This is a genomic window from Acinetobacter sp. MF4640 (genome assembly GCF_002018895.1).
Classification (GTDB): domain Bacteria; phylum Pseudomonadota; class Gammaproteobacteria; order Pseudomonadales; family Moraxellaceae; genus Acinetobacter; species Acinetobacter johnsonii.
On record NZ_MVOM01000006.1, the window covers coordinates 48,186 to 70,841 of the forward strand.

General features: G+C 42.0%; 19 protein-coding genes. 9 read left to right on the top strand and 10 right to left on the bottom strand.

Going from position 1 to position 22,656, the window contains the following annotated elements; genetic code table 11:
- Window positions 1-3 precede the first annotated feature (3 nt).
- The 3 genes from MF4640_RS03180 to MF4640_RS03190 form a co-directional block, all read right to left on the bottom strand.
- Entirely contained in the window at window positions 4-1,389 is a 1,386-nt protein-coding gene (locus MF4640_RS03180; protein WP_078388660.1) for an ethanolamine ammonia-lyase subunit EutB, read from the bottom strand.
- Between the two features lie 13 nt (window positions 1,390-1,402).
- On the bottom strand, window positions 1,403-2,848 hold the full coding sequence (gene eat, locus MF4640_RS03185) for an ethanolamine permease (RefSeq protein WP_078388661.1): 1,446 nt from the start codon (window positions 2,846-2,848) through the stop codon (window positions 1,403-1,405).
- A gap of 326 nt (window positions 2,849-3,174) precedes the next feature.
- The gene (locus tag MF4640_RS03190; protein ID WP_078388662.1) at window positions 3,175-4,686 is read right to left on the bottom strand and encodes an aldehyde dehydrogenase family protein; all 1,512 of its coding nucleotides are present in this window, start codon (window positions 4,684-4,686) and stop codon (window positions 3,175-3,177) included.
- Window positions 4,687-4,884: 198 nt separating this feature from the next.
- Between MF4640_RS03190 and MF4640_RS03195 the strand changes: the two genes are divergently transcribed.
- Window positions 4,885-6,060 carry a helix-turn-helix domain-containing protein gene (locus MF4640_RS03195; protein WP_010326873.1) on the top strand — a complete coding sequence of 392 codons (1,176 nt, stop codon included), beginning with the start codon at window positions 4,885-4,887 and terminating at the stop codon, window positions 6,058-6,060.
- 29 nt (window positions 6,061-6,089) lie between these two features.
- Here MF4640_RS03195 and MF4640_RS03200 read toward each other — a convergent pair whose 3' ends face one another.
- Together MF4640_RS03200 and mdh are read right to left on the bottom strand one after the other, a co-directional pair.
- Window positions 6,090-7,061: an alpha/beta hydrolase gene (locus tag MF4640_RS03200; protein WP_078388663.1), complete on the bottom strand. Its 972-nt coding sequence runs from the start codon at window positions 7,059-7,061 to the stop codon at window positions 6,090-6,092.
- Between the two features lie 192 nt (window positions 7,062-7,253).
- A complete protein-coding gene (gene mdh / locus MF4640_RS03205) occupies window positions 7,254-8,465 on the bottom strand; it encodes an iron-dependent methanol dehydrogenase (RefSeq protein ID WP_078388664.1) in 1,212 nt (403 codons plus the stop codon).
- Between the two features lie 239 nt (window positions 8,466-8,704).
- On the opposite strand from mdh, the gene MF4640_RS03210 reads away from it, so the two are divergent.
- The 3 genes from MF4640_RS03210 to MF4640_RS03220 all read left to right on the top strand — a co-directional run bounded on the left by MF4640_RS03210 (window position 8,705) and on the right by MF4640_RS03220 (window position 13,598).
- Window positions 8,705-10,669, top strand: coding sequence for a hypothetical protein (locus tag MF4640_RS03210; protein WP_078388665.1), 1,965 nt, complete (start codon window positions 8,705-8,707; stop codon window positions 10,667-10,669).
- A gap of 128 nt (window positions 10,670-10,797) precedes the next feature.
- Window positions 10,798-12,513 carry an AAA family ATPase gene (locus MF4640_RS03215; RefSeq protein WP_004696792.1) on the top strand — a complete coding sequence of 572 codons (1,716 nt, stop codon included), beginning with the start codon at window positions 10,798-10,800 and terminating at the stop codon, window positions 12,511-12,513.
- A 101-nt stretch (window positions 12,514-12,614) separates the two neighbouring features.
- Window positions 12,615-13,598 carry an ion transporter gene (locus MF4640_RS03220; protein ID WP_004696794.1) on the top strand — a complete coding sequence of 328 codons (984 nt, stop codon included), beginning with the start codon at window positions 12,615-12,617 and terminating at the stop codon, window positions 13,596-13,598.
- A 212-nt stretch (window positions 13,599-13,810) separates the two neighbouring features.
- On the opposite strand, the gene MF4640_RS03225 is transcribed toward MF4640_RS03220, so the two are convergent.
- Window positions 13,811-15,031: an MFS transporter gene (locus tag MF4640_RS03225; protein WP_078388666.1), complete on the bottom strand. Its 1,221-nt coding sequence runs from the start codon at window positions 15,029-15,031 to the stop codon at window positions 13,811-13,813.
- Window positions 15,032-15,278: 247 nt separating this feature from the next.
- Entirely contained in the window at window positions 15,279-15,737 is a 459-nt protein-coding gene (locus MF4640_RS03230; RefSeq protein WP_062032888.1) for a DUF441 domain-containing protein, read from the bottom strand.
- 134 nt (window positions 15,738-15,871) lie between these two features.
- Here MF4640_RS03230 and MF4640_RS03235 point away from each other — a divergent pair, with 134 nt between their 5' ends.
- Entirely contained in the window at window positions 15,872-16,606 is a 735-nt protein-coding gene (locus tag MF4640_RS03235) for a pseudouridine synthase (protein WP_078388667.1), read from the top strand.
- 10 nt (window positions 16,607-16,616) lie between these two features.
- Here the strand turns inward: MF4640_RS03235 and MF4640_RS03240 are convergent, their stop codons facing one another.
- From MF4640_RS03240 to MF4640_RS03250, 3 genes are all read right to left on the bottom strand, one after another.
- Complete coding sequence (locus tag MF4640_RS03240) at window positions 16,617-17,057, bottom strand: GNAT family N-acetyltransferase (RefSeq protein ID WP_004696801.1); 441 nt, start codon at window positions 17,055-17,057, stop codon at window positions 16,617-16,619.
- Between the two features lie 93 nt (window positions 17,058-17,150).
- Window positions 17,151-17,486 carry a type II toxin-antitoxin system RelB/DinJ family antitoxin gene (locus MF4640_RS03245; protein WP_004984882.1) on the bottom strand — a complete coding sequence of 112 codons (336 nt, stop codon included), beginning with the start codon at window positions 17,484-17,486 and terminating at the stop codon, window positions 17,151-17,153.
- A 112-nt stretch (window positions 17,487-17,598) separates the two neighbouring features.
- Window positions 17,599-18,513: a pseudouridine synthase gene (locus MF4640_RS03250; protein ID WP_078388668.1), complete on the bottom strand. Its 915-nt coding sequence runs from the start codon at window positions 18,511-18,513 to the stop codon at window positions 17,599-17,601.
- 121 nt (window positions 18,514-18,634) lie between these two features.
- Between MF4640_RS03250 and tsaE the strand changes: the two genes are divergently transcribed.
- The 4 genes from tsaE to hfq all read left to right on the top strand — a co-directional run bounded on the left by tsaE (window position 18,635) and on the right by hfq (window position 22,607).
- Window positions 18,635-19,111, top strand: coding sequence for a tRNA (adenosine(37)-N6)-threonylcarbamoyltransferase complex ATPase subunit type 1 TsaE (gene tsaE, locus MF4640_RS03255; RefSeq protein WP_078388669.1), 477 nt, complete (start codon window positions 18,635-18,637; stop codon window positions 19,109-19,111).
- Entirely contained in the window at window positions 19,104-21,044 is a 1,941-nt protein-coding gene (gene mutL / locus MF4640_RS03260) for a DNA mismatch repair endonuclease MutL (protein WP_078388670.1), read from the top strand. Before tsaE ends, mutL begins: the two co-directional genes overlap by 8 nt.
- Window positions 21,045-21,050: 6 nt before the next feature.
- Window positions 21,051-21,995: a tRNA (adenosine(37)-N6)-dimethylallyltransferase MiaA gene (gene miaA, locus MF4640_RS03265; protein ID WP_078388671.1), complete on the top strand. Its 945-nt coding sequence runs from the start codon at window positions 21,051-21,053 to the stop codon at window positions 21,993-21,995.
- A gap of 93 nt (window positions 21,996-22,088) precedes the next feature.
- Window positions 22,089-22,607: an RNA chaperone Hfq gene (hfq, locus tag MF4640_RS03270; RefSeq protein WP_078388672.1), complete on the top strand. Its 519-nt coding sequence runs from the start codon at window positions 22,089-22,091 to the stop codon at window positions 22,605-22,607.
- Window positions 22,608-22,656 lie beyond the last annotated feature (49 nt).

A 22,656-nucleotide genomic window follows, 5' to 3' on the forward strand; every position in this document is an offset into this window, starting at 1 on the left:
TCCTTATATATGCAAAAGTTTTTCAAATTGCGGCGGGATATGTTCTGGCCAGAGAATGTGCTGCTGCTGTTGTTTAAAGATGCCTTGTTCCGCCAACCACAGATCAAATTCAGGTGCGGCTTTTAAGCCCAAAAGTTGCCTTAAATACAGCGCATCATGAAACGACGTTGTTTGATAGTTCAGCATGACGTCATCCGAACCTGGAATGCCCATAATAAAGTTCAGACCTGCTGCACCGAATAGGGTGAGTAGTACATCCATGTCATTTTGGTCGGCATCGGCATGGTTGGTATAACAAATGTCACAGCCCATAGGTAAGCCTAGGAGCTTTCCACAAAAATGGTCTTCCAAGCCTGCACGGATAATTTGTTTACCATTGTATAAATACTCTGGGCCAATAAACCCAACTACAGTGTTCACCAGTAGTGGGTTAAACTTACGAGCCACCGCATAGGCACGGACTTCTAAGGTTTGTTGATCTACGCCGTGATGTGCATTACTAGATAAAGCACTGCCTTGACCTGTTTCAAAATACATCACATTTTGTCCCACAGTCCCACGCTTGAGAGCCAGTGTTGCTTCATAGCCTTCACGTAATAATTCAAGGTTAATGCCGAAACCTTCATTGGCGCGCTGTGTGCCTGCAATCGATTGAAACATTAAATCAATCGGCACGTTTTTCTCTGCCAGTTGAATCCCCGAACTGATATGCGTCAGCACACAAGATTGGGTTGGAATATGATGCTCTTGGATCACATGATCGAGTAGTTTGAGTAGCTCCGATAAATTTTGTAGGTTATCGGTTGCAGGGTTAATCCCAATGACGGCATCACCATTGCCATACATCAAGCCATCCAAAATACTGGCCGATATCCCCAAGAGATCATCGGTTGGGTGATTGGGTTGTAAACGGGTCGAGAGATGACCTTTTAAACCAATGGTGTTGCGAAATTGGGTGATGACTTCACATTTACTTGCAACCAAGATGAGGTCTTGATTGCGCATAATCTTACTCACCGCAGCCACCATTTCAGGGGTTAAGCCGAGTGCAAGTTGTTGTAATTTCTGTGTAGTCGCATCTTCACTGAGTAGCCAGTTACGAAAGTCTCCTACGCTAAAATGTGAAATCGGCGCAAATAAATCACTACGGTGCTCATCGATAATCAGGCGGGTTATTTCATCCTGTTCATAGTCGATCAACACTTCAGTTAAAAACTGCTTCAATGGAACATCGGCCAATGCCATTTGTGCGGCAACACGTTCAGTGGCATTTTCCGCCGCAACACCTGCAAGTTGATCACCTGAGCGCAGCGGGGTTGCTTTTGCCATTAAAGTTTTTAAATCATTAAACATATAGTGCTGATGTCCAATCAACGTTTTATAAGCCATGTCATAGGTCCTTCTATAAGTCTTGTTCGGCCTTACGAATACTTTCAAACTCTTCTTCAGGTGTACCTTGAACGAGTCGATGGCGACTATGGAAAATAAAGTAGGCAATAAAGACCGCATAAATAGCGGCAGCCATAAACCAAACTTTAGGATCCACCACAAAACCAGCTATCACCGCAATACTGGCTAAAATCAAAGCAATTGATGAGGTGACAATCCCACCTGGGGTTTTATAGGGACGATGCAACTCTGGACGGCTGATGCGCAGTTTAATGTGAGAAAGCATCATCAAGACATAAGAAATAGTCGCACCAAATACCGCCATCAGGATGAGCAGATCACCTTCACCTGTTAGGGACAATAAAAAACCAATGATGCCGGGAATAATAATCGCTAAATAGGGCGCTTTGTTTTTATTGGTCAGGGATAACGAGGTTGGTAAATACCCCGCACGTGATAAGGCGAAAATTTGACGTGAATAGGCATAGATGATGGAGAAGAAACTCGCAATTAAACCTGCCAGACCGACAAAATTGACAAAACTGCCTAACCAGCTGTTTTGACCATAGACGGCTACCAGTGCATCAACTAAAGGTGCGCCTGATTCTTTAAGTTGTTCTGCGCCAGCAGCACCAGCACCTAAGAACAGAATAAGTAGGGCAAAAGCGGCCAAAATCAGCATCGAACCGATCAAACCACGCGGTAAGGACTTAGATGGCTCTTTGGCTTCTTCTGCTGCCAGTGGTACACCTTCTACCGCTAAAAAGAACCAAATCGCATAGGGTACTGCCGCCCAAATACCGATATAACCCATCGGTAGGAAGTTACTTGCACCGATATTTTCAGTCGGTGCAATGTTAAATAAGTTGGCGCTGTTAAAATGTGGTGCCATTGCGATGATAAAGACAAAAAGAGCTACGGCTGCAATGGCGGTAATGACAAACATGATCTTGAGGGCTTCACCTGCACCTTTAAGATGAATACCCATAAAAACCAGATAGCAGATGAGATAAATGATCCATCCACCGACACCAAATAAGGACTCGCAGTAGGCACCAATAAAGCATGCGATGGCTGCAGGGGCGATGGCATATTCAATTAAAATCGCCGTGCCAGTGAGATAGCCGCCAAATGGACCAAATGCGGTACGCGCAAAGCTATAGCCACCGCCCGCAGTGGGCAGCATGGTGGCCATTTCAGACATCGACAGGCACATGCATAAGTACATGATGGCTACGACAACCGTTGCGATAAACATACCGCCCCAGCCACCTTGAGCAAGACCGAAGTTCCAGCCAGCAAAGTCGCCTGAAATGACATAAGCCACGCCTAAACCGACTAATAATAGCCAGCCTACAGCACCTTGTTTCAGTTGCCTTTTTTCAAAATAGTCGTCAGATGTACTTACTGTTGAAGTAGAGAGCGGAGTCGTTGAGCTGTTAATGGGAGAATCTGTCATGTGAAGCTCCATATCTTGAGTTTTATAGATGGCTTGATGGATGCAATATTTATGCAATTTCAGTACCAAGCGACTAGACGTCCTGTCTAATATTTATATGACACAGTTTTGAATTATTGTTTTGATGTTTGATGTTTGATGTTTGATGTTTGATGTTTGATGTTTGATGTTTGATGTTTGATGTTTGATGTTTGATGTTTGATGTTTGATGTTTGATGTTTGATGTTTGATGTTTGATGTTTGATGTTTGATGTTTGATGGAGAAATGTTTAGGGTAACGAATCACCCTAAACACATAGAGAACTGTATACGAATAAGCTAAGTGCTTAGAAGAAGCCCATAGGCTTGGTTGCATAGCTCACAAGTAAGTTTTTAGTTTGTTGGTAATGTTCTAACATCATCTTGTGGTTTTCACGACCAATCCCTGACTTTTTATAGCCACCGAAAGCGGCATGTGCAGGGTAGATATGGTAACAGTTGGTCCAAACGCGACCCGATTGAATTGCACGACCTGCGCGGTAAGAGGTATGTGCTGAACGTGACCATACACCAGCGCCTAAACCATAAATAGTGTCGTTGGCAATTTTAATTGCATCGTCAAAGTCTTTGAATGTTGCCACTGAAAGTACAGGCCCAAAAATTTCTTCTTGGAAAATTTTCATGTCATTGGTGCCTTTGAAAATGGTTGGTTCAATATAGAAACCAGAACCCACTTCATTACGCTCACTACCACCTGTTAGTACTTGTGCACCTTCACCGCGACCTGTTGCGATACAGCCCAATATTTTCTCTTGTTGTTCCAGTGAAGCTTGCGCACCAATCATCGTTTCTGTATCGAGCGGATGACCCGTTTTAATGCGTTTTACACGTTCAACTGCCATTTCAAGGAATTTATCTGCAATGCTTTCTTGAACTAAAGCGCGCGATGGGCACGTACAGATTTCACCTTGGTTAAGCGCAAACATAGCAAAGCCTTCGAGTGCTTTGTCTAGGTAGTCGTCATCTTGCGCCATAACATCTTCAAAGAAAATATTTGGAGATTTACCACCAAGCTCCAAAGTCACTGGAATGATGTTTTCAGTGGCGTATTGCATGATCAATTGACCGACCTGAGTCGAACCTGTGAATGCAATTTTGGCAATACGTGGATTGGTTGCCAATGGGCGACCAACTTCTACGCCGTAACCATTGACTACGTTTAGTACGCCTGCAGGCAATAAATCTTGAATGAGTTCAATTAAAACCAAAATGCTCGCAGGGGTTTGTTCTGCAGGTTTAAGTACAATACAGTTACCCGCAGCCAAAGCAGGAGCAATTTTCCATGTTGCCATCAAAATTGGGAAGTTCCATGGAATGATTTGTCCTACCACGCCTAATGGTTCGTGGAAGTGATAGGCAATGGTATCTTCATCAATTTCAGAAATGCCGCCTTCTTGCGCACGGATACAACCTGCGAAATAGCGGAAATGGTCAATGGCTAAAGGAATGTCCGCTGCAAGTGTTTCACGAATCGGTTTGCCATTATCCCATGTTTCAGCCACAGCCAATTTTTCTAGATTTTGTTCTAGACGATCTGCAATTTTAAGGAGTAAATTTGAACGTGTAGTTGGAGAAGATTTGTTCCATTGTTCTTTGGCTTTATGCGCAGCATCAAGTGCAAGTTCGATGTCTTCTACAGATGAGCGAGGGACTTTTGTAAAAACTTTACCGTCGACAGGAGAGATATTTTCAAAGTATTCACCTTTTACTGGCGCAACCCACTCGCCACCAATAAAGTTGTCATACTGTGCTTTAAATTCTACTTTAGAACCAGATTGGTTAGGGTCTACATAGCGCATATTGAAGTTCCTTTGCTTATTGATTTTTTAAAAGCATCTACAGCTTTGGTATAAGGTACATCTGTACAATATTTAAGTAGCATAACTAATATAAGGTTGGAAAAAGGTTGGAAGGAAGGAGGTTTACAAGCCTTTGACAAATGTTTACAACCAAGTAATACAGTGGACGTATATCAGGAATTGTTTTGAGTATAAGGAATGATGGCAATGCAACATTTAATACAGAAAAGACAAGAAATAGAAAAGCTTAGAACCAGTAGCAGTATTTCGACGGTACAAGCTGAACAATTGGGAAAAAGTATTGCAAGTTCATGGCAGCGCTCTAACTCCGCAGAAATTCCAAAAGATCGCTTTGCTGCGCCCATTTCTGAGGGTTCCATGTCACAAGGTTCAGCGTTGCAACATGCTTTGAGTTATTGCGCAGATGAACTGAGACATATTGCACAACAGTCGTCTATGGTGGTGGCTGTAGGCGATATTGGTAGTACCATTATTTGGAGTGCGTCCAGTAGACAAATGCGTAATGCGGCAGAAAGTGTACATTTTGTTGAAGGTGGACAGTGGCGAGAGGAATTGGTGGGGACCAATGCATTGGCCTTGTCCTTAAAAACTCAACAGTCCAGTTGTGTCTTTTCAAATGAACACTATATGAGTTCCATTCATGATTGGGTTTGTTATGCTGCACCAATCATTGACCCTTACTCAAAACACGTCCTTGGGGTGATTGATTTATCCACCACATGGAAAAATCATAATAGCCTTGGTCTACTCGCAGCAGAGCGCTGTGCATCTATCATCCAAACGGCACTGTTAGAATATCAGCGCCAACAATTATATATCCGTGCTTTTGGTGTACCACAAGTACATTTTAATGGCAAAGTGATGGTCCTCACACCGCGACAAATTGAAATTTTGACCATCTTGGCGTTGTGCCCACAGGGTATGACTTTAGATACTTTGCATCAGGCCTTATATGGTGAGCGCAAGGTGAGTGTGGGAACACTTAAGGCCGAAATGTCACAACTGCGTGACTTGCTTGGTGGCATGTTGGGATCTCGTCCCTATCGAATTTTGGCGCATATTGAGGCCGATTTTTTACAAGCCGAGCAGGCCTTAGATGCTGCCTATATTGAGACCGCATTGAAGCTGTGTTCAGGTGTTTTACTGCCTAAAACAGAAAGTCCATTTCTATGTGCATGGCGCGACTGCTTGGAGTCACGTTTAAGCAGTGCGATTTTTAAAGCCAATGAAACCGATATGTTGTTTAAACATGTCGCACGTTACCCAGAGGCGATTGATGCCGTTGAGCGACTCATTGAGCTGACTCCGGATGGACATCCTGCGCATCAGCTACTTGAGAAATATAAAATTTAAAAATTATGAATTGTGTTGGAAAGGTGTATTTACACTATTTTTTGCTCGAGCCACTGGAACAGCTCAGCATAGACTTCGGCACGAACTTCAGGTGCGGAGAGGACTAAGTCGTGTAAACCATTTTGAATGGTCACGACACTGACGTCACCTTGTAAATTTTTGGCCTGCTTTTCAATGTCTTTAACATCTAAAATCACATCACTGGTTTGCGCGGCTAGGCCCCATTTCTTCGGGTTAAGCGTTTGATGTGAATGCATAATGAGTGCAGGAACAGAGAGCTTTAAACCACCGCGATGAATTTCTTTCTGTGCTTCATGAATTGCACGTACAAAGCTGATGCGAACCATAGAGTAGCTTGGTTGTTTCCACTCCAAATCAAAGTTCCATTCACCATGCTCGTTTTGATGTAGGCTCGGTACATACCATTTATTCAGTTCACTTGGAAACTTGAGGTCAGGAAAATGCTTTGCGAGTCGACTGAGCTGCGGCACGCCAAGTTTGCGCTTAATGGGATGCATATTAAAATCATAAAAAGGGCTATTGGCCCAAAGTGCTTTGATCAGCGGATGCTTAGGATTGTGTGCAGCGTATAAAGTCGTGATTAAGCCACCCGTAGAGTGTCCTGCAAGCAGCACCGTAGTATGGCCTTCATTGCCAATGATCTCTAAGGCTTGGGTAATTTCAGCATCGTATTCGCTGAGATCACGGACGTTATAATATTTTTGATGGCTCAAGTGAGAACGACCATATTTTCTTAAATCGAGCGCATAAAAATCATAACCATGCTGATTAAATTGTTCAGCCATTTCGGTTTGGAAAAAGTAGTCAATAAAACCATGGATATACAGCACAGCTTTTTGAGTATTTTGCGGTGCTTTTTTGCGTACGAGGGTTGCGCATACAGCACCTTCATAATCGTCTGGAAAACTGAGTTTTAATTGTTCATAGCCTTCACCGAGGACATCAGTTGTATACGCAGGATGAGTCTGAGTTGCTGACATAATTCGCTCTGGTTGTTATTGTCATGAGTTTTCTTATCCTTGATGAAGTGCAAAACTTTGTCAACCACAAATAAAAAAAGACAATTTAAGTGCACAGGTAAGCAAGGATTAGGCTTACCAGAATGAAACAGTATGGACGTCTGTTTCATTCCACTTAAATTGTCAAAGCAAACAAAAAGTTAAGGGGAGAACTTAGACCGCTGCTTTAAAATCGACCACTGAAGCATCAGATTTGAGTGCAGCTTTGAAGATGTCGACCACTTGAGCATGGTTTGCTTTACGTGGGTTCGTCAGCATGCAGGCATCTTTTTGCGCATTTTCAGACATAACACCCAAATCTTGCTCTTTCACACCCAGTTCAGATAAGCTCGATGGAATACCAATCGATGCAGATAGTTCACGAATTGCGTCAATTGCAGCATATCCAGCTTCTGTCACAGTTAAACCTGTGATGTTAACTCCCATCAGTTCAGCAATTCGTGCATAACGGTCAGGGCAGGCAATTAAGTTGAACTCACAGACGTGTGGAAGTAGGACTGCATTACATACGCCGTGAGGTAGGTTATAGAAGCCACCCAGTTGGTGAGCCATCGCATGGACATAACCTAGAGATGCATTGTTAAATGCCATACCTGCTAAATATTGTGCATAACTCATGGCATCACGCGCTTCTAAGTTTTCGCCGTTCGCAACTGCTGGACTTAACCATTCGCTAATCATTGAAATGGCTTTTTCAGCACAGGCATCAGTGATTGGGTTTGCTGCTGTTGAAACATAAGCTTCTACTGCATGGGTTAAGGCATCCATACCTGTTGCCGCTGTTAAGCTTGCAGGTTTTGCAATCATCAGTTTAGGGTCATCAATTGCAATCAGTGGAGTGCAGCGCCAGTCTACAATTGCCATTTTTACATGGGTATCTGTATTGGTAATAATACAGAAGCGTGTCATTTCTGATGCTGTACCTGCCGTGGTGTTGATGGCAATAAGAGGGGTCATTGGAACCGTACTTTTATCAATTCCTTCGTAGTCACGAATATGACCACCACCCGCAGTCACGAGTCCAATACCTTTAGCGCAGTCATGCGAAGAACCACCACCTAAGGACACAATAAAGTCACAACCTTGTTCGTTATACGCAGTCACGCCGTTGTGGACATTGATGTCAGTTGGGTTCGGTTCTGCACCTGGGAAGATGTGGCTATCAACACCTGCATCTTTGAGATATCCTGCAATTGTGTCGGCTACGCCAAATTTAAATAACCCTGCGTCGGTTACAATCAGTGCTTTCTTTGCACCGAGGTTTTGTGCTTTACCACCAATTTCTTTGGCACAGCCTGGGCCAAAAAGTGAAACACAAGGGATATAAAAACCGTTCGTTTGATCTGCAATATTTTTAAAAGCCATGGTGCGATTCCTTCTACCATTATTTATGTTGTTATCGGTGCTCATTACCGTTTTTAGAGTATTGAATGATTCCAAAAACTTGTGTACCTACCAAATACCTACCATGAGTAAGGGAATGAGGAAAAATGGCTTCACCGAACAAAATGGCTATCGATAAAAGGCATAGCCTGTGGTTCAGGATTTGTTTATATTGGTTTTGAAGTTGTGGTGAAAATAGCCAAATTCAAAGAGGGCCAGCCGTGGAGAAAAACGATAAGCTTAAGCAATATCAAAGTCTTGCTATACAGTTAAGACAAGTTGTTCCGAGTATTCAGCAGCTTTATCACGAGCAATTCGCTTTTCTTTCCACACTCAATGTGCAAAACGTTTTAAGTGTCGATGCAAAACAACAACGGATTCAAATTTTAAATCATTGTTTTCATATTCAGTTTTATACACCGACGGAACAGGCGGAGCTGTGTGTTCCACAGTTTATCTATCAAGGGCACTATGCAGAAGCGCTCGAAGAATTTTGTTTACACGACATTGTGTTTTTAGTGGGTGATCAATCTCCACAACATTCTTTGTATTTGCGCAATAAAGTTAAACAGTTGCGTCAGCTGATTCTTCAACAGCTGTTTTTTTTGTTCGATGGACCGAGTCGCGTACAAACAATTTTGACTGAAATACGGCAAACGCAATCAGAACTCTTTCAACAGCTGTGCCAGCAAGTTGAATTCAATACAGATGATTCAACCTCTGAGCGAAGTTTGCTGGCCGAGTTGCAGCGCTTATGCTGCTTAGATGCAGATCAGGCGGAAGATATTTTACCCTTACAGTCTTTGATGAGTAGTTATGACGAGCTGTGTTGTAGTGCTAGTCAACTCTTAGATCCGTATGTTTATCGCATTGTACAAACGGCATTTCCTGAACGGTTTTCTTTACAAGAGTTGGTGGATCATACGCATGACATTCACTTGTTATATCCGCATGCTAAAGAGCAGCCCAATATGCTTGGCTTTGTGCGGCTTATGCATCGGGATCTTTGGACATCGCGTGATTTGTTGGCAAAGCGCCATTTTTTAAAAACTGAGACCAAGACATGGCAAAAGAAGGTCGCCAAACTCCCGATTTTTGATGAAAGCCGTACCGTAAATTGGTTATTCAAACAAAAAGCTGTGGTGACAGACTGGGTTAGTCAAAATATTCAGCACAGTAGTATCCGCGTTGCCGTCACGGCTTTAAGTTATCTTGATACTCAGTCTTATCATCCTGAGATTATTGTGACTACCTTAAAGTACTTCCAACATGTTGCGGCGCGCTTATTTATACAAAGTTGCTATGAACATGCCTTACAACAGCATTGGTTTGAGCTGGAGGCCAACCAGCATGTGGTTTTAAAAAATAGACGCCAAGATATGGATGATCAGCGGATAGCGATCAGTCCGTCTATTTTGTATTTAGATGAATGGCTCGAACTGCTGCGCCGTGTGGTCGAACAACAGCCCGAATGGGGGAAACGGGTTTACATAAAATTGAGTCGTGTAATGCAGGCCTATATTCAGCATTTAGATAAAATTGTGCAGGAACTTCCTGAAGACTTAGTGATTTATTTTAGCGAAGATAAGCAACAACACCGTGATTTTTATCTTCAGTTAAAGCAACATAAACTGCATATTGAAAGCTTTCGACAGTTGTTTTATTTAAATCGGCCGCCTTTACGAGTTTCGGTGTTTGATGCTTATGTGCGCGATTATTTGCCTGAACATTTTGAGACGCAAAAGGAAGTTTTAAAAAATGTCACATGGAAGAGCCTATTTCATCAGGCTGTGCAGTGGCATGATCAATTGCATAGCCAAGAGTTACTCGCTGAACTGAAACGAAAGCTTGGTTGTGTCTCATGGCAACCGATCAGTCATGAAGCTTATTATTTTATTGAGAGTTGGGTGCTTGAGGAGCTCAAAGATATTGATCGCATCATTGCTGAATCACGTCGCTTTCAACATTGTTTAGCAGCCAGTTTTGCTGAGCGAATCATTGTACGCGAATATGCTGCATTTCATATGAGTCATACCGACGCACAGCGGCACTTGACGCTCGGTTGTCATTATATTGCAGGGCAACTGTTATTTGATCAGCTTGAATATCCAAATAACCAAAAAGCACTACCCGATGATGTTGTCGTCGCTGAACAATTCATTGCTATGCTGAATCAAACCCAATAAACAAGCTCTTAAAATTTAAACAACAATGGACTTAATTTGTCGCACATCATTTACTGTGTGACGAGATCTGCTTAACTTTTTTGCAAAAACTCGGTAGGCTATAGCCGTTCATCAATGGTATAGGTCTTATGAAGCAAGAAACTGCACTCAAACTCTTAAAAGCGGGCGAAAATGTCTTTTTAACCGGTTCCGCTGGTGCAGGAAAAACCTATACGCTGAACCAATATATTAACTATTTAAAAGCCCGTAAAGTGCCTGTGGCGATTACCGCTTCTACAGGTATTGCCGCGACGCATATGAATGGTATGACTATTCATACTTGGGCTGGCATTGGAATTAAAGATGCGTTGGGGGAAGATGAACTCAAACGCATGAAAGAACGTAAATACTTAAAAGAGCATTTAGAAAATGCTCAAGTCTTAATCATTGATGAAATTTCGATGCTACATGCCAAGCAACTCAATTTGGTCAATAAAGTCCTTAAGTTCTTTAAGGAAAGTGAAGAGCCATTTGGCGGGATTCAAGTGATTGTTGCGGGTGACTTCTTCCAGTTACCGCCAGTTGGTAAAAATGAAGAGCGCAACCGCGATAAATTCTGTTTTATGTCTGATGCTTGGGTCGAAGCCAAGTTTCGTGTGTGCTATTTGACCGAGCAGCACCGTCAGGGCAATGATTATCTCAATGATATTTTAAATGCCATTCGTGGTCAGAGTATTAACTCTGAGCACTTGCAGGCTTTACAAGCCACACGTCAGCAAGATATTGGAGAAACCTTTACACGTCTATATACGCATAATATGGACGTGGACACCATCAACTTCAAACATCTGAATGAAATTGAAAATGAAGGCCGACAGTTTGAGGCGGTGTGTGATGGCAATGACAAGCTTATTGAAACGTTAAAGTCTTCTGTGCGTGCACCTGAAAATTTAACCCTCAAGAAAAATGCCAAAGTAATGTTTGTAAAGAACAACTTTGATGTGGGCTATATCAACGGTAGCTTAGGCGAAGTGGTGGGCTTTGAAGAAGATGATGACTTTGGGATCTTGCCGAAAGTCAAACTGACTGATGGCACGGTACTGGTGGTCGAGCCTGAAACGTGGTCAGTGGACAATGATGCAGGTAAAACCATTGCCAGTTTTCAGCAAATTCCATTGCGTTTGGCATGGGCCATCACCATCCATAAGTCACAAGGGATGACTTTAGCGGCAGCGGAAATTAATCTTAGTCATACTTTTGAAAAAGGACAGGGCTATGTGGCTTTGTCGCGCTTAAAGACTTTGGACGGTTTAAGGTTATTGGGTTTTAATGAACAAGCCTTGGAGTTAGATAGTCTTGCCATTAAGGCAGACCGCCGCTTCCAAGAACTATCCGATGAAGCCGAAACACATTTCGAGGCCATTGATCTTGAGCCACAGCACAAGGCCTTTATCCGTCACTGTGGCGGAACGCTCAATGAAATTGAGATTGAGCGAAATGAAAAGAAAATTGCTCGTAATGCAGGTAAAGCCAACTATGCCTCTGCAACACTCGATGAAACACGTGAATTGTTTGAAGGTGGTTATGAAATTGCAGATATCGCACAAGAGCGCGGTTTGACGGCTGCAACTATTATCAACCATTTGGCAAAGTTGCATAAAGAGCAAGGCTTGGATATTTCCGTGGCACATCCTGGAGAAGAAGTAGTTGAGCAAGTGCGGAAAATTTATAAACGCTTAATGAAGCGTCAGCAAACAGAACACTTTAGCGAAGATGGTGCGATTAAGCTTCGTCCTATTGTGGAACTGACCAATCCACGTATGGGCTATGACCAAGTTCGTTTAGCGCTGTTATATATTGAATAACATCTTAAAAGTAGGGCGTTTCGTGCAGAAATTTCTTACTTACATTGCCCAGAACTTCAGTTAAACTGAATTTTAAGGGATAAGAATAACTTAGAATCGTAATGAAATTGACAGCTTGGTACACGCTACGCAAATTTGTTTATAACAATTTGCATAATGAGGATTATGAGACGCCCTTAAGTCGAGGGTTAAACTATTTTCTGATTGCACTGATTATGAGTAATGCTGCTGCGGTCTTGCTGGAGTCGGTGCAAAAGTACTATGTGTTGTATCAAGACTTTTTCTATTATTTTGAAATCTTTTCTATTGTCGTTTTTAGCGTCGAATATCTCTTACGTTTTTGGTCAATTGCTGAATCTAATAGTTTTGAGTCGGATTGGAAAAACCGCCTAAATTGGGTCAAAAGTGGTGGGGCGATTATCGACCTCTTGGCTATTCTGCCTGCGTATTTAAACTTCTTTGTTCAATTCGATTTGCGATTCTTAAGAATTGTTCGTCTGCTCCGACTTCTAAAGCTAACCCGCTATTTTGTCTCGCTACAAATTTTATTACGAGTCATCGAGCGCGAAAAAGGTTCATTTCAAGCAGTTATTTTCATCTTAATGATTATGATCATTATGGCGGCTGCAGGGGTGTATTTGATTGAAAGTCAGGCACAACCTGAAGTTTTCAGCTCCATTCCAGCTTCAATGTGGTGGGCCGTAGTTACACTGACCACCGTGGGTTATGGCGATGTGACACCTATTACGCCGTTAGGACGTTTTCTTGGAGCGATTATTACCATCTTAGGTGTAGGTTTAGCGGCATTACCTGCGGGTATTTTGGCGAATGGTTTGGCCAATGAACTTGAGCAGCGTAAAGAAAAACTTGAACTTAGATTTCGAGAATTAATCCAAAATAGCGATATTGATTTTGTTTTAGAAACAGAAAAAATTGAAGAAGTTCGTAAAGAAGTTGGGCTGACCAAAGAGCAAACACACGATATTATTTTACAGCTCATTCGTGAACAAAAAGAAGAATCTTTAAGGCAAGAGCGTGAGCAATATGCCTATTGTCCACACTGTGGTAAAAAATTACCTGAATGATTATGCCAGTCAGTTAAGGTGTTTCGTATTTAACTTCTGAATGCGGATGACGTTATCGCGTATCGAATAAAACCTAGAGTTTAAAAAAATGCCAGTAAGATTCTTAACGGCCTGATATTAATCTGAATGATGGATTGTAAAAGCGTGCATAACAATACGATTGAATCTTTATGCACGCTTATTGTTTTTAGATAAAAGTCATTTATAAGGGGTTAACAAGTCTGATTTGCATCATTTTTACATGCGGATATCGACTTTTTCTCATGCTGAAAAGCCAACAATAAAATAATCAGCCCACCTAAACTTAGTAGAACCCCGACCCAGATTGGAGCTAGCCAACCTAAACCTTGGCTAATTAACCAGCCGCCCAGAAAAGCACCAAAAGCATTGGCAATATTAAATGCAGAATGATTCAGCGAAGCGGCTAAGCCTTGTGCATTACCAGCGACATCCATTAAGCGGGTTTGTAGTAAAGGCCCCAAGCCTGCAATACTGAAGCTGACCAAGAAGAGTGCAATGAAAGCAGTGGCAAGGTGATCCATAGACAGGGCACAAAGTACATAAGAGCAGGCATTGGAAACTAAGACCCAAATAATCGCCTTGTTTAAGTTTTTATCGGCAAAGTGTCCTGCGACAACACCACCAATGACCAACCCGAGGCCAATACACGCCAGCGCAAACGGAATGACTTGAATGCTAGCATGCGTGTATTCAGTCAAAATAGGCGATACATAACTATATACAGAGAATAGTCCACCAAATCCAATTGCACCGACAGCAAGCGTAATCCACATTTGTGTATTTTTAAGTCCACGTAGTTCATTTTGAATGCTGGCTGTGTGATCCAGCTGCATTTTAGGTAAGCCAAAACAAATTGCGACCACGGTCAAAAATGCGATAGATGCAGAAAATTCAAAACCTGCACGCCAACCATACAGCTGGCCCAGCCATGTCGCAAAAGGCACACCAATCACGGTCGCGACATTCAGCCCCATCATGAGCATTGCAACAGCCGAAGCGCGCTTTTGCTTTCCTGCAAACTCTGCAACCACCAAAGCGGCAATACCAAAGTAAGCGCCGTGAGGGAAACCTGCAATAAAACGTGAGACCAACATGGACTCATAGCTGTTTGCGAGTGCTGTACTGGCATTGGCGATACCATAAAATAGCATGAGTCCAATTAAGAGCATTTTACGCGGAACCTTTGCGGCCAAAATGGCAATCACAGGTGCGCCAATAGTCACGCCTAAAGCGTAAGCACTAATAAAATGCCCTGTGACAGGAATACTGAGATTGAAACTTTGTGAGATCTCTTGGATGAGTCCCATCGCAACGAATTCAGTGGTACCAATACAAAAACCACCGAGTGCCAATGCTAAAATAATGACAGATAAGTGGCTTGTTGGAGAGATGCTATTTTCTTGAGAGGACATAAATAGAGGAGAAAATGAAAAGTATTATACGTTCTTTATCACATGAAAATTTGGTTGTTCAAAAAAGTTATAAGTGAACTAAGCAAGCGTAATATTCATACGAACCTTGAAGATTCTACACGATGAATATTTATTCATAGCGCTATATTGAGTGGACATTCTATAAAAGAAGTCAAATTTAAAGGCAGCAAATACAGATCAATCCAACCTAGCTTGAGAATTTGGATTTGTTTTTGTATTCGCTAGGCTAGGGCTGTCCTGTACCAATGATTAGGGTAAGTAAACCAGCCGCAATGAGTGGGCCGACTGGAACGCCACGTAGTAAAGCCACTCCTGCAACGGTTCCGACCAGCAAGCCTGCAACAACATCGGGTTGGTTTGACATCAGTTTTACGCCGCGCCCACCTAGCCATGCTACCAAAACGCCAATAGCGATAGCAAGTAACGATTTGATACTTAAAAAAGATTTAAAAATACTTTCACCGCTAATTCTACCACTTGCAATAGGCACTAAAACTGCAATGGTTAAAATGATGATCCCGATATTCAATCCATGTTGTTGGATGAGTGGGAAGTATTCACTCAGTGGTGTCATCCGCAAAATAATGAGTACTGCCGCAGCAATGGTTACTGCAGAATTGTGACTAAAAATACCGCAAGCCAGTAGGATCAGGAGGACGATCAGGTTCAAATCTAAGTTCGGCATAGAGGGAGACTGGTCAAAAAAACATGTGCATTGTAACGTTTTTTTAGCCACTCTGCCGAATGAGCTGAGTCCTTTGATTGATGTTCCTGTATTTAAGTATAAAATGAGCCTTTATTTAAAAATGTGGTGTGCTGATGCTGTTGGAAAAAATGTTGCAGTCGCAAGGATTTGGTTCGCGAAAGCATTGCCAACAGTTGATTAAAAATGCAGTCATTGAAATTGATGGGCAAATCATTACTGACCCTAAACATAAACTCAAATTGGATGCTCTGCACTACAAGGTACATGGCGAGAGCTTTGAATACCGTGAAAAAGTCTATATCGCCTTAAATAAACCTCAAGGCTATGAATGTTCACATCAGGCGACACATCATTTTAGTGTTTTTGATTTGTTTGATGATTTGCTCTTGAATCGTGGTATTCAGTGTGTAGGTCGTCTAGATCAAGACACCACAGGCTTATTGTTACTCACCGATGATGGTCAGTTTTTACAAGCGCTGACACACCCTAAAAAGCATGTGGCAAAAGTGTATCGGATGAAAACGGCCGACCCTGTTACAGATGAACAAGTTCAACAGCTGGAGCAAGGGGTGGAGCTGCGAAATGAAAAAGGGAGTTTTGCTGCAACAGATGTAAAACGCTTAGCTGAATGTGAACTGCAAATGACCGTGCATCAAGGGGTATATCATCAAGTGAAACGTATGCTTGCGGCAGTGGGAAATAAAGTTGAGAGCTTGCATCGTCAGCAAATTGGAGCGCTCGACTTAACGGGGATACCAGATTTAGTCGAGGGACGTTGGATCTATTTAAATGCTGAACAAGTGGCTTTAGCCAAGACACGCAATGATCTTGAGAGTGAAGGTCTTTAGACGCTGAATGCTATAGAAAGCAATGATAGGTCTTAAACTCATTATCCGCTACAAAGCCCATGGCTTCATATAAGCTGTGGGATTGATAATTATTTTTTTGCGTTTCAAGCGTAATACGAATAGCTTTTTCGTGTCGCGCAAACAAAATAGCGGTATCAATCAATTGTTTTGCTGAGCCATGGCGACGATGCGGTGGAGAAACATAAACATCATCTAAAATATAGTAAGTTGCGCAGGCCACAGAAGAAAAACCTAAATACAGCAGCACAAAACCTGTAATCACATCGTCTTTGACATGAATGAAGATGACGCTTTGTTCGTTTTCAAGGCGAAGTTTAAGGAACTTTTGGGAAAGTGCTAAATTGGATGATGCACCATAAAATTGGCGATATTCATCAAATAATACAGCAAGTTTTTCTAAGTCTTCTAAAGTGGCACGTCTAACGATCATGTATTACTCCATGCTGTATTTATAATGTTTACATGAAGCATACCTAAGTTTTGAAAGGGATATTTCTAAAATTTGTTTAGAAATGCAACACTGTTAAGTTTTGTCACTTTCTCCCAAAATTGCCGCTAATTCCTCAAAAAGATCAATATGTTCATCATCTGCAAATAAATCATTGGTTGCAGTTGAGTCTGCACTGGTGATGTGTTCAACCGCTTTTTGTTCTTGCTTGAGTTTACGTAGTTTAATCAGTTGTTCAATATTGATGTTCTGGTTTTCGATTGAGAAAGGGATGGATTTGGTTAAAACCACTTGTTTGAAGAACAAACGAACGGCTTGCGCAGGCGTAATTCCCAGTTGTTTAAACACTGCAAAAGCTTGTTTCTTTTCTTGGGAATCGAGTCGAATTTGATAGACTTCTGTTTTTCTCATGATTTTTTAAATAATTTGAACGACTTAAGGGTAGAAGTTATTTTAATCAATTCCATTGTAATTTCAATATTCATACAATGGAATTTTAAATTATTTTGTAATGACAAGCAGATTACAATGTCAATTCAAGATTGGAGCTAAACTGCATAAGTTGTTGAGTTACTGGATCTTTAAATGAAAGATGCTTAGCTAAGAGCTGTAAAGGCTGACTAAAATCATCGTCGGCTTTATGTACAACTTTAGGATAGAACGGATCATTTTTAATCGGAAGACCTAAGAAGTTGAGGTGCACACGGAGTTGATGTTGCTTCCCTGTCTCGGGTTTAAGCTCATATTTTGCCCATGTTTCATCATGCTCTAAAAGCATGATCTCGGTTTCACTGTTCGGTGCTTTGTCCAAGACCTGCATGGTGTAGAACGGTTCACCTTTTTGCATATGTAGTTTTACTATGCGTGGAAATTTGAGTTCGCGGTTAAAAGGTGCAATCGCATGATAGATTTTTTGAACCTGTCGCTCTGCAAACATTTGCTGATACAGACCTCGACTGTGAATACATTTGGAAAACATCACTAAGCCAGCGGTTTCACGGTCAAGGCGGTGGATGGGCGTTAAATGCTCAATTCCTGTTTGTTTTTTCAGGCGCACTAATAGGGTTTGTTGAACATATTGCCCCGTTGGACTGATTGTCAAAAAGTGCGGCTTATCCACCACTAAGAAATGATCATTTTCAAATAAAATCTCATGCTGAGATGGCACTTCAATTTCGTGCGCTAAAAAGCGGTAATAAAACACATGCTGATTTTCAAGATATGCCGAATCTGTATGGAGGATATTACCTACAGCGTCATAGACCAAGCCATCATGAAAACGTTGCTGCCACTCAGTTGCTTCAATATGCGGAAATTGGTCAGATAAATAAGCCAATACGGTGTGTGGTGTTGGATTTAATTTAGGCAAGAACACTTTGCTTGCGCTCACGCCATTGAGCATGGGTGGACAAAATTCAGCAGTTTTTATGTTGAGCATGATGTACAGGCAATATCTAATCGGTTGGCGCAGTTAAATACGAGATTTCAAGCTTGTAGCTTGGGCATTTTGTGAGTCCAGTGCTATCATAATTGTTCTTTTGTCACTTGTCGTGAGTATTATGCAGTATTCATTTAATTTAACGCTCAATAATGAACAAGATACCCAAAATTTAGCGCAAATTTTGGCACAGCATTTTACGACGGGTGTAGTGTATTTAATTGGGGATTTGGGGGCAGGTAAAACCACCTTAACGCGTCATTATTTACAGCATTTAGGCCATCAAGGTTCCGTGAAAAGCCCAACTTATACCTTAGTTGAGCCGTATCAAGTTCAAGGGCGTGATATTTTCCATTTTGACTTGTATCGTTTAAACGATCCGTATGAACTGGAGTTAATGGGTATCCGTGACTATTTGGAAACGCCCAATGCACTGTTTTTGTTTGAATGGCCGTCTAAAGGGAGCGATGAGATCCCTGAGGCGGACTTAATTATTGATATTCAAAAATCGGAAGATGAACTGACAAGGTCTGCTACCTTAAGTTTCCATTCAGTAGCATTATTACAAGCTTTAGAGAGCCAATTAAACAATGCATGATGATTTAAAGATACGCCGTATTCATACTTTGAATCCTGCTTTAGCCAACCAAATTGCAGCGGGTGAAGTCATTGAGCGTCCAGCGTCTGTGGTCAAAGAGTTACTTGAAAACTCGATTGATGCAGGTGCGACAGAGCTGATTATTCGGGTAGAGCAAGGCGGCAGTACTTTAATTGAAATCATGGACAATGGTCGAGGGATTCACGCTGAAGATCTCCCTTTGGCGGTGATGCGACATGCGACCAGTAAAATCCAAACCTCTGAAGATTTACATGCAATTGTCAGTTTAGGCTTTCGTGGAGAGGCTTTGGCTTCTATTGCAGCGGTGTCGCGTTTAACCTTGACCAGTAGTCAAGCGGATGATGGAATTGGCTACCAAGTTGAAGTCAATGGAACTGCATTTGACCGTCAAGAGATTCAGGCTGTAGCTGCACCGAAAGGTACGCATATTCGGGTACAAGATTTATTTTTCAATGTGCCTGCGCGTCGAAAATTTCTCAAAAAACCTGGCACAGAGTTTGGTCATATTGAGGAAATTGTTCGGCGTTTAGCGCTGACGCATTTCGATATTCGTTTTGTGCTTGAACATAATCAAAGCATCAAACTGAACTTGCCGATTGCAGATAGTGGTGAGCTACGTTTTCAGCGCGTACAGCAGTTGCTAGGGCGCGCATTTACTGAAAATGCTTATTGGATCGATGCAGATAGCATCAACATGCGTTTAACAGGTTGGTTGGGACATCCCTCCGATGCGCGGGCTCAGGCTGACTTGCAGTATGTTTATGTGAATGGTCGAATTGTTAAAGATAAAACCATCTCTCATGCGCTGCGTATGGCTTATGATGGTATTTTGCATGGACATCAGCATGCGGGTTATTTACTTTTTCTGGAAGTCGACCCCGAAAATATTGATGTCAATGTACATCCGACTAAACATGAAATTCGCTTTTTAAATCAACGTGAAGTACATGAATTTGTACGTCATTATGCCAAAGAGACTTTATCGCAGTTTCAAACGGCAACCGCAGATTTATCTGATGCAATGAAGATTGCAGAGAATCAAGCTTCGATGTCTGTGCAGCCTCGTTATCAAGAGCCTTTGCAGTTGCATCGTCGTGTTGAGTCTACACAAACTGGTGAGCAAGCCCCATCGGATGTGCTCACTGACTTTAGTTCAAATCAACCGCAAGGTGTCCATTATTCGGCGCAACCTTCACGCTATCAGGGCTCACAACAGCTCAATAATGCCTTACAAAGCTATTTAGCACCTCTACGTGATACCTCATCTGCTGTTGATCAAGCTCAGCCTTTGGCTGATTTTACAGTGCAAAGCCCAAAAGTCGATGAACATCCGTTGGGAATTGCAATTGCACAATTGCATGGTATTTATGTGCTGGCTCAAAATACAGAAGGGCTAATTATTGTTGATATGCATGCAGCGCATGAGCGTATTCTGCTACAGCAAATGAAGTCCGCATGGGATAAACCAGAGTTTTGGACTTCTCAGCAGTTACTTATTCCCAAAGTGATTAATATCACGCGGATGCAAGCTACACGCGTGGAAGAGCTCAAAGATCAATTGGCGCGTTTAGGTCTTGAAATTGATCAATATGGCGATGAGCAGGTCATTGTTCGTGGTGTGCCTGCGATTTTACATAAAGCCAATTTTGAGGCGCTGGTACCTGAATTACTGAACGATTTGGATCCAAATGATGAAGCGCAGGGCTTACTGCAAAAGCGTGATCAAATTCTAGCGGGTATGGCCTGTCATGGTGCTGTTCGCGCCCATCGCATTTTGGGTCTTTCTGAAATGAATGCTTTGCTTCGTCAAATGGAACAAACTGAATTTGCCAGCCAATGTAACCATGGTCGCCCAACTTGGCGTGCGTTTCCATTGGCTCAACTAGATAAGCTTTTTGCTCGAGGAGAGTAGTTGTACATGTCAACTCAATTGCCGGTCATCAATTTAATGGGGCCAACTGCAAGTGGTAAAACTGCTTTGGCATGTCAGCTCTATGAGCAAGGGAATTTTGAACTGCTATCTGTAGATTCAGCATTGGTTTTTAAGGATATGGATATTGGTACAGCTAAACCAACCAAAGAAGAGTTGCTGCAATATCCACATCACCTTATCGATATTATTAGCCCATTAGAAGTCTACTCGGCAGCAAACTTTGTTGAAGATGCATGTGGTTTAATTGATGACATGCATGCACGAGGTAAAACCCCGATTTTGGTGGGTGGAACCATGCTCTATTTCAAGGCACTTTTAGAAGGCCTTTCAAGCAATTTACCGAGTGCAGATTATGCTGTTCGTGCTGAAATAGAAGCCAAAGGTGAAAGTGAGGGTTGGTCTGCGGTCTATGCGGAATTATGCAGTGTGGATCCACTGGCGGGCGAAAAATTTAAAGTGAGTGATAAACAACGTATTATTCGGGCTTTAGAAGTTTACAAGTTGACAGGGCAGCCCATTACTAAACTTCAAGCTGAACAGCCTAAAAATGTGCCTTATCGCTATAATTTTCATAATTATGCTTTGATGCCAGACCGTGCAGAATTGCACCAAAGAATTGCACAACGATTGAAAATTATGTGGGACATCGGATTTTTGAATGAAGTGGAAACACTTATGAAAAAATACGATTTAGATGAAAATTTACCCTCTATGCGCTCAGTTGGGTATCGACAAGCACTCGAATTTTTACAGAAAGGAGATAAAACTGTCGAAAAACAACATGAAATGGAGGATAAATCACTTTTTGCGACACGACAACTTGCCAAACGTCAATACACTTGGTTAAGATCTTTGCAAGAGGCACATAAATTTACAACGTATTCTACTATCACGCAGGCACAAGAAGACTTGCGAAACTGCTACGGATAAAGCAAAATTTAGCTACTATCTTTTTTATAATTTTTAATTGAAAAATAAAGATAGTTTTTTGCGCTGATTTTTAAATTTTTTTGGAGTTATAACATGTCTAAAGGTCAAACTTTGCAAGATCCGTTCTTAAATTCTCTCCGTAAAGAACGTATTCCTGTCTCTATCTTCCTTGTAAACGGTATTAAGTTACAAGGTCATATTGAATCTTTCGACCAATATGTTGTTTTATTAAAAAATACAGTAAGCCAAATGGTTTACAAGCATGCAATTTCTACAGTTGTTCCTGCACGTAACCCACGTCCAGCTGGTGCACCTGCTGGCGCTGGTCAACAAGGTAGCTTTGGCGGTCAACAAGGCAGCTTTGGCGGTCAACAAGGCGGCTTCGGTGGTCAACAAGGCAGCTTTGGCGGTCAACAAGGCGGCTTTGGTGGTCAACAAGGTGGCTTTGGTGGTCAAGGTAGCTTCGGTGGTCAAGGTGGCTTCGGTGGTCAAGGTGGTGGCTTTGGTAGTCAAGGCGGCTTCGGTGGTCAAGGTGGCTTTGGTGGTCAATCGGCTGGTTTTGATGGCGAATCAAAATTTGAAGACACTCAAGATGACGAAAATAATCGTTAATTGATTGTTAAAAAAGCCTCTCACATGAGAGGCTTTTTTTATGCCAAAT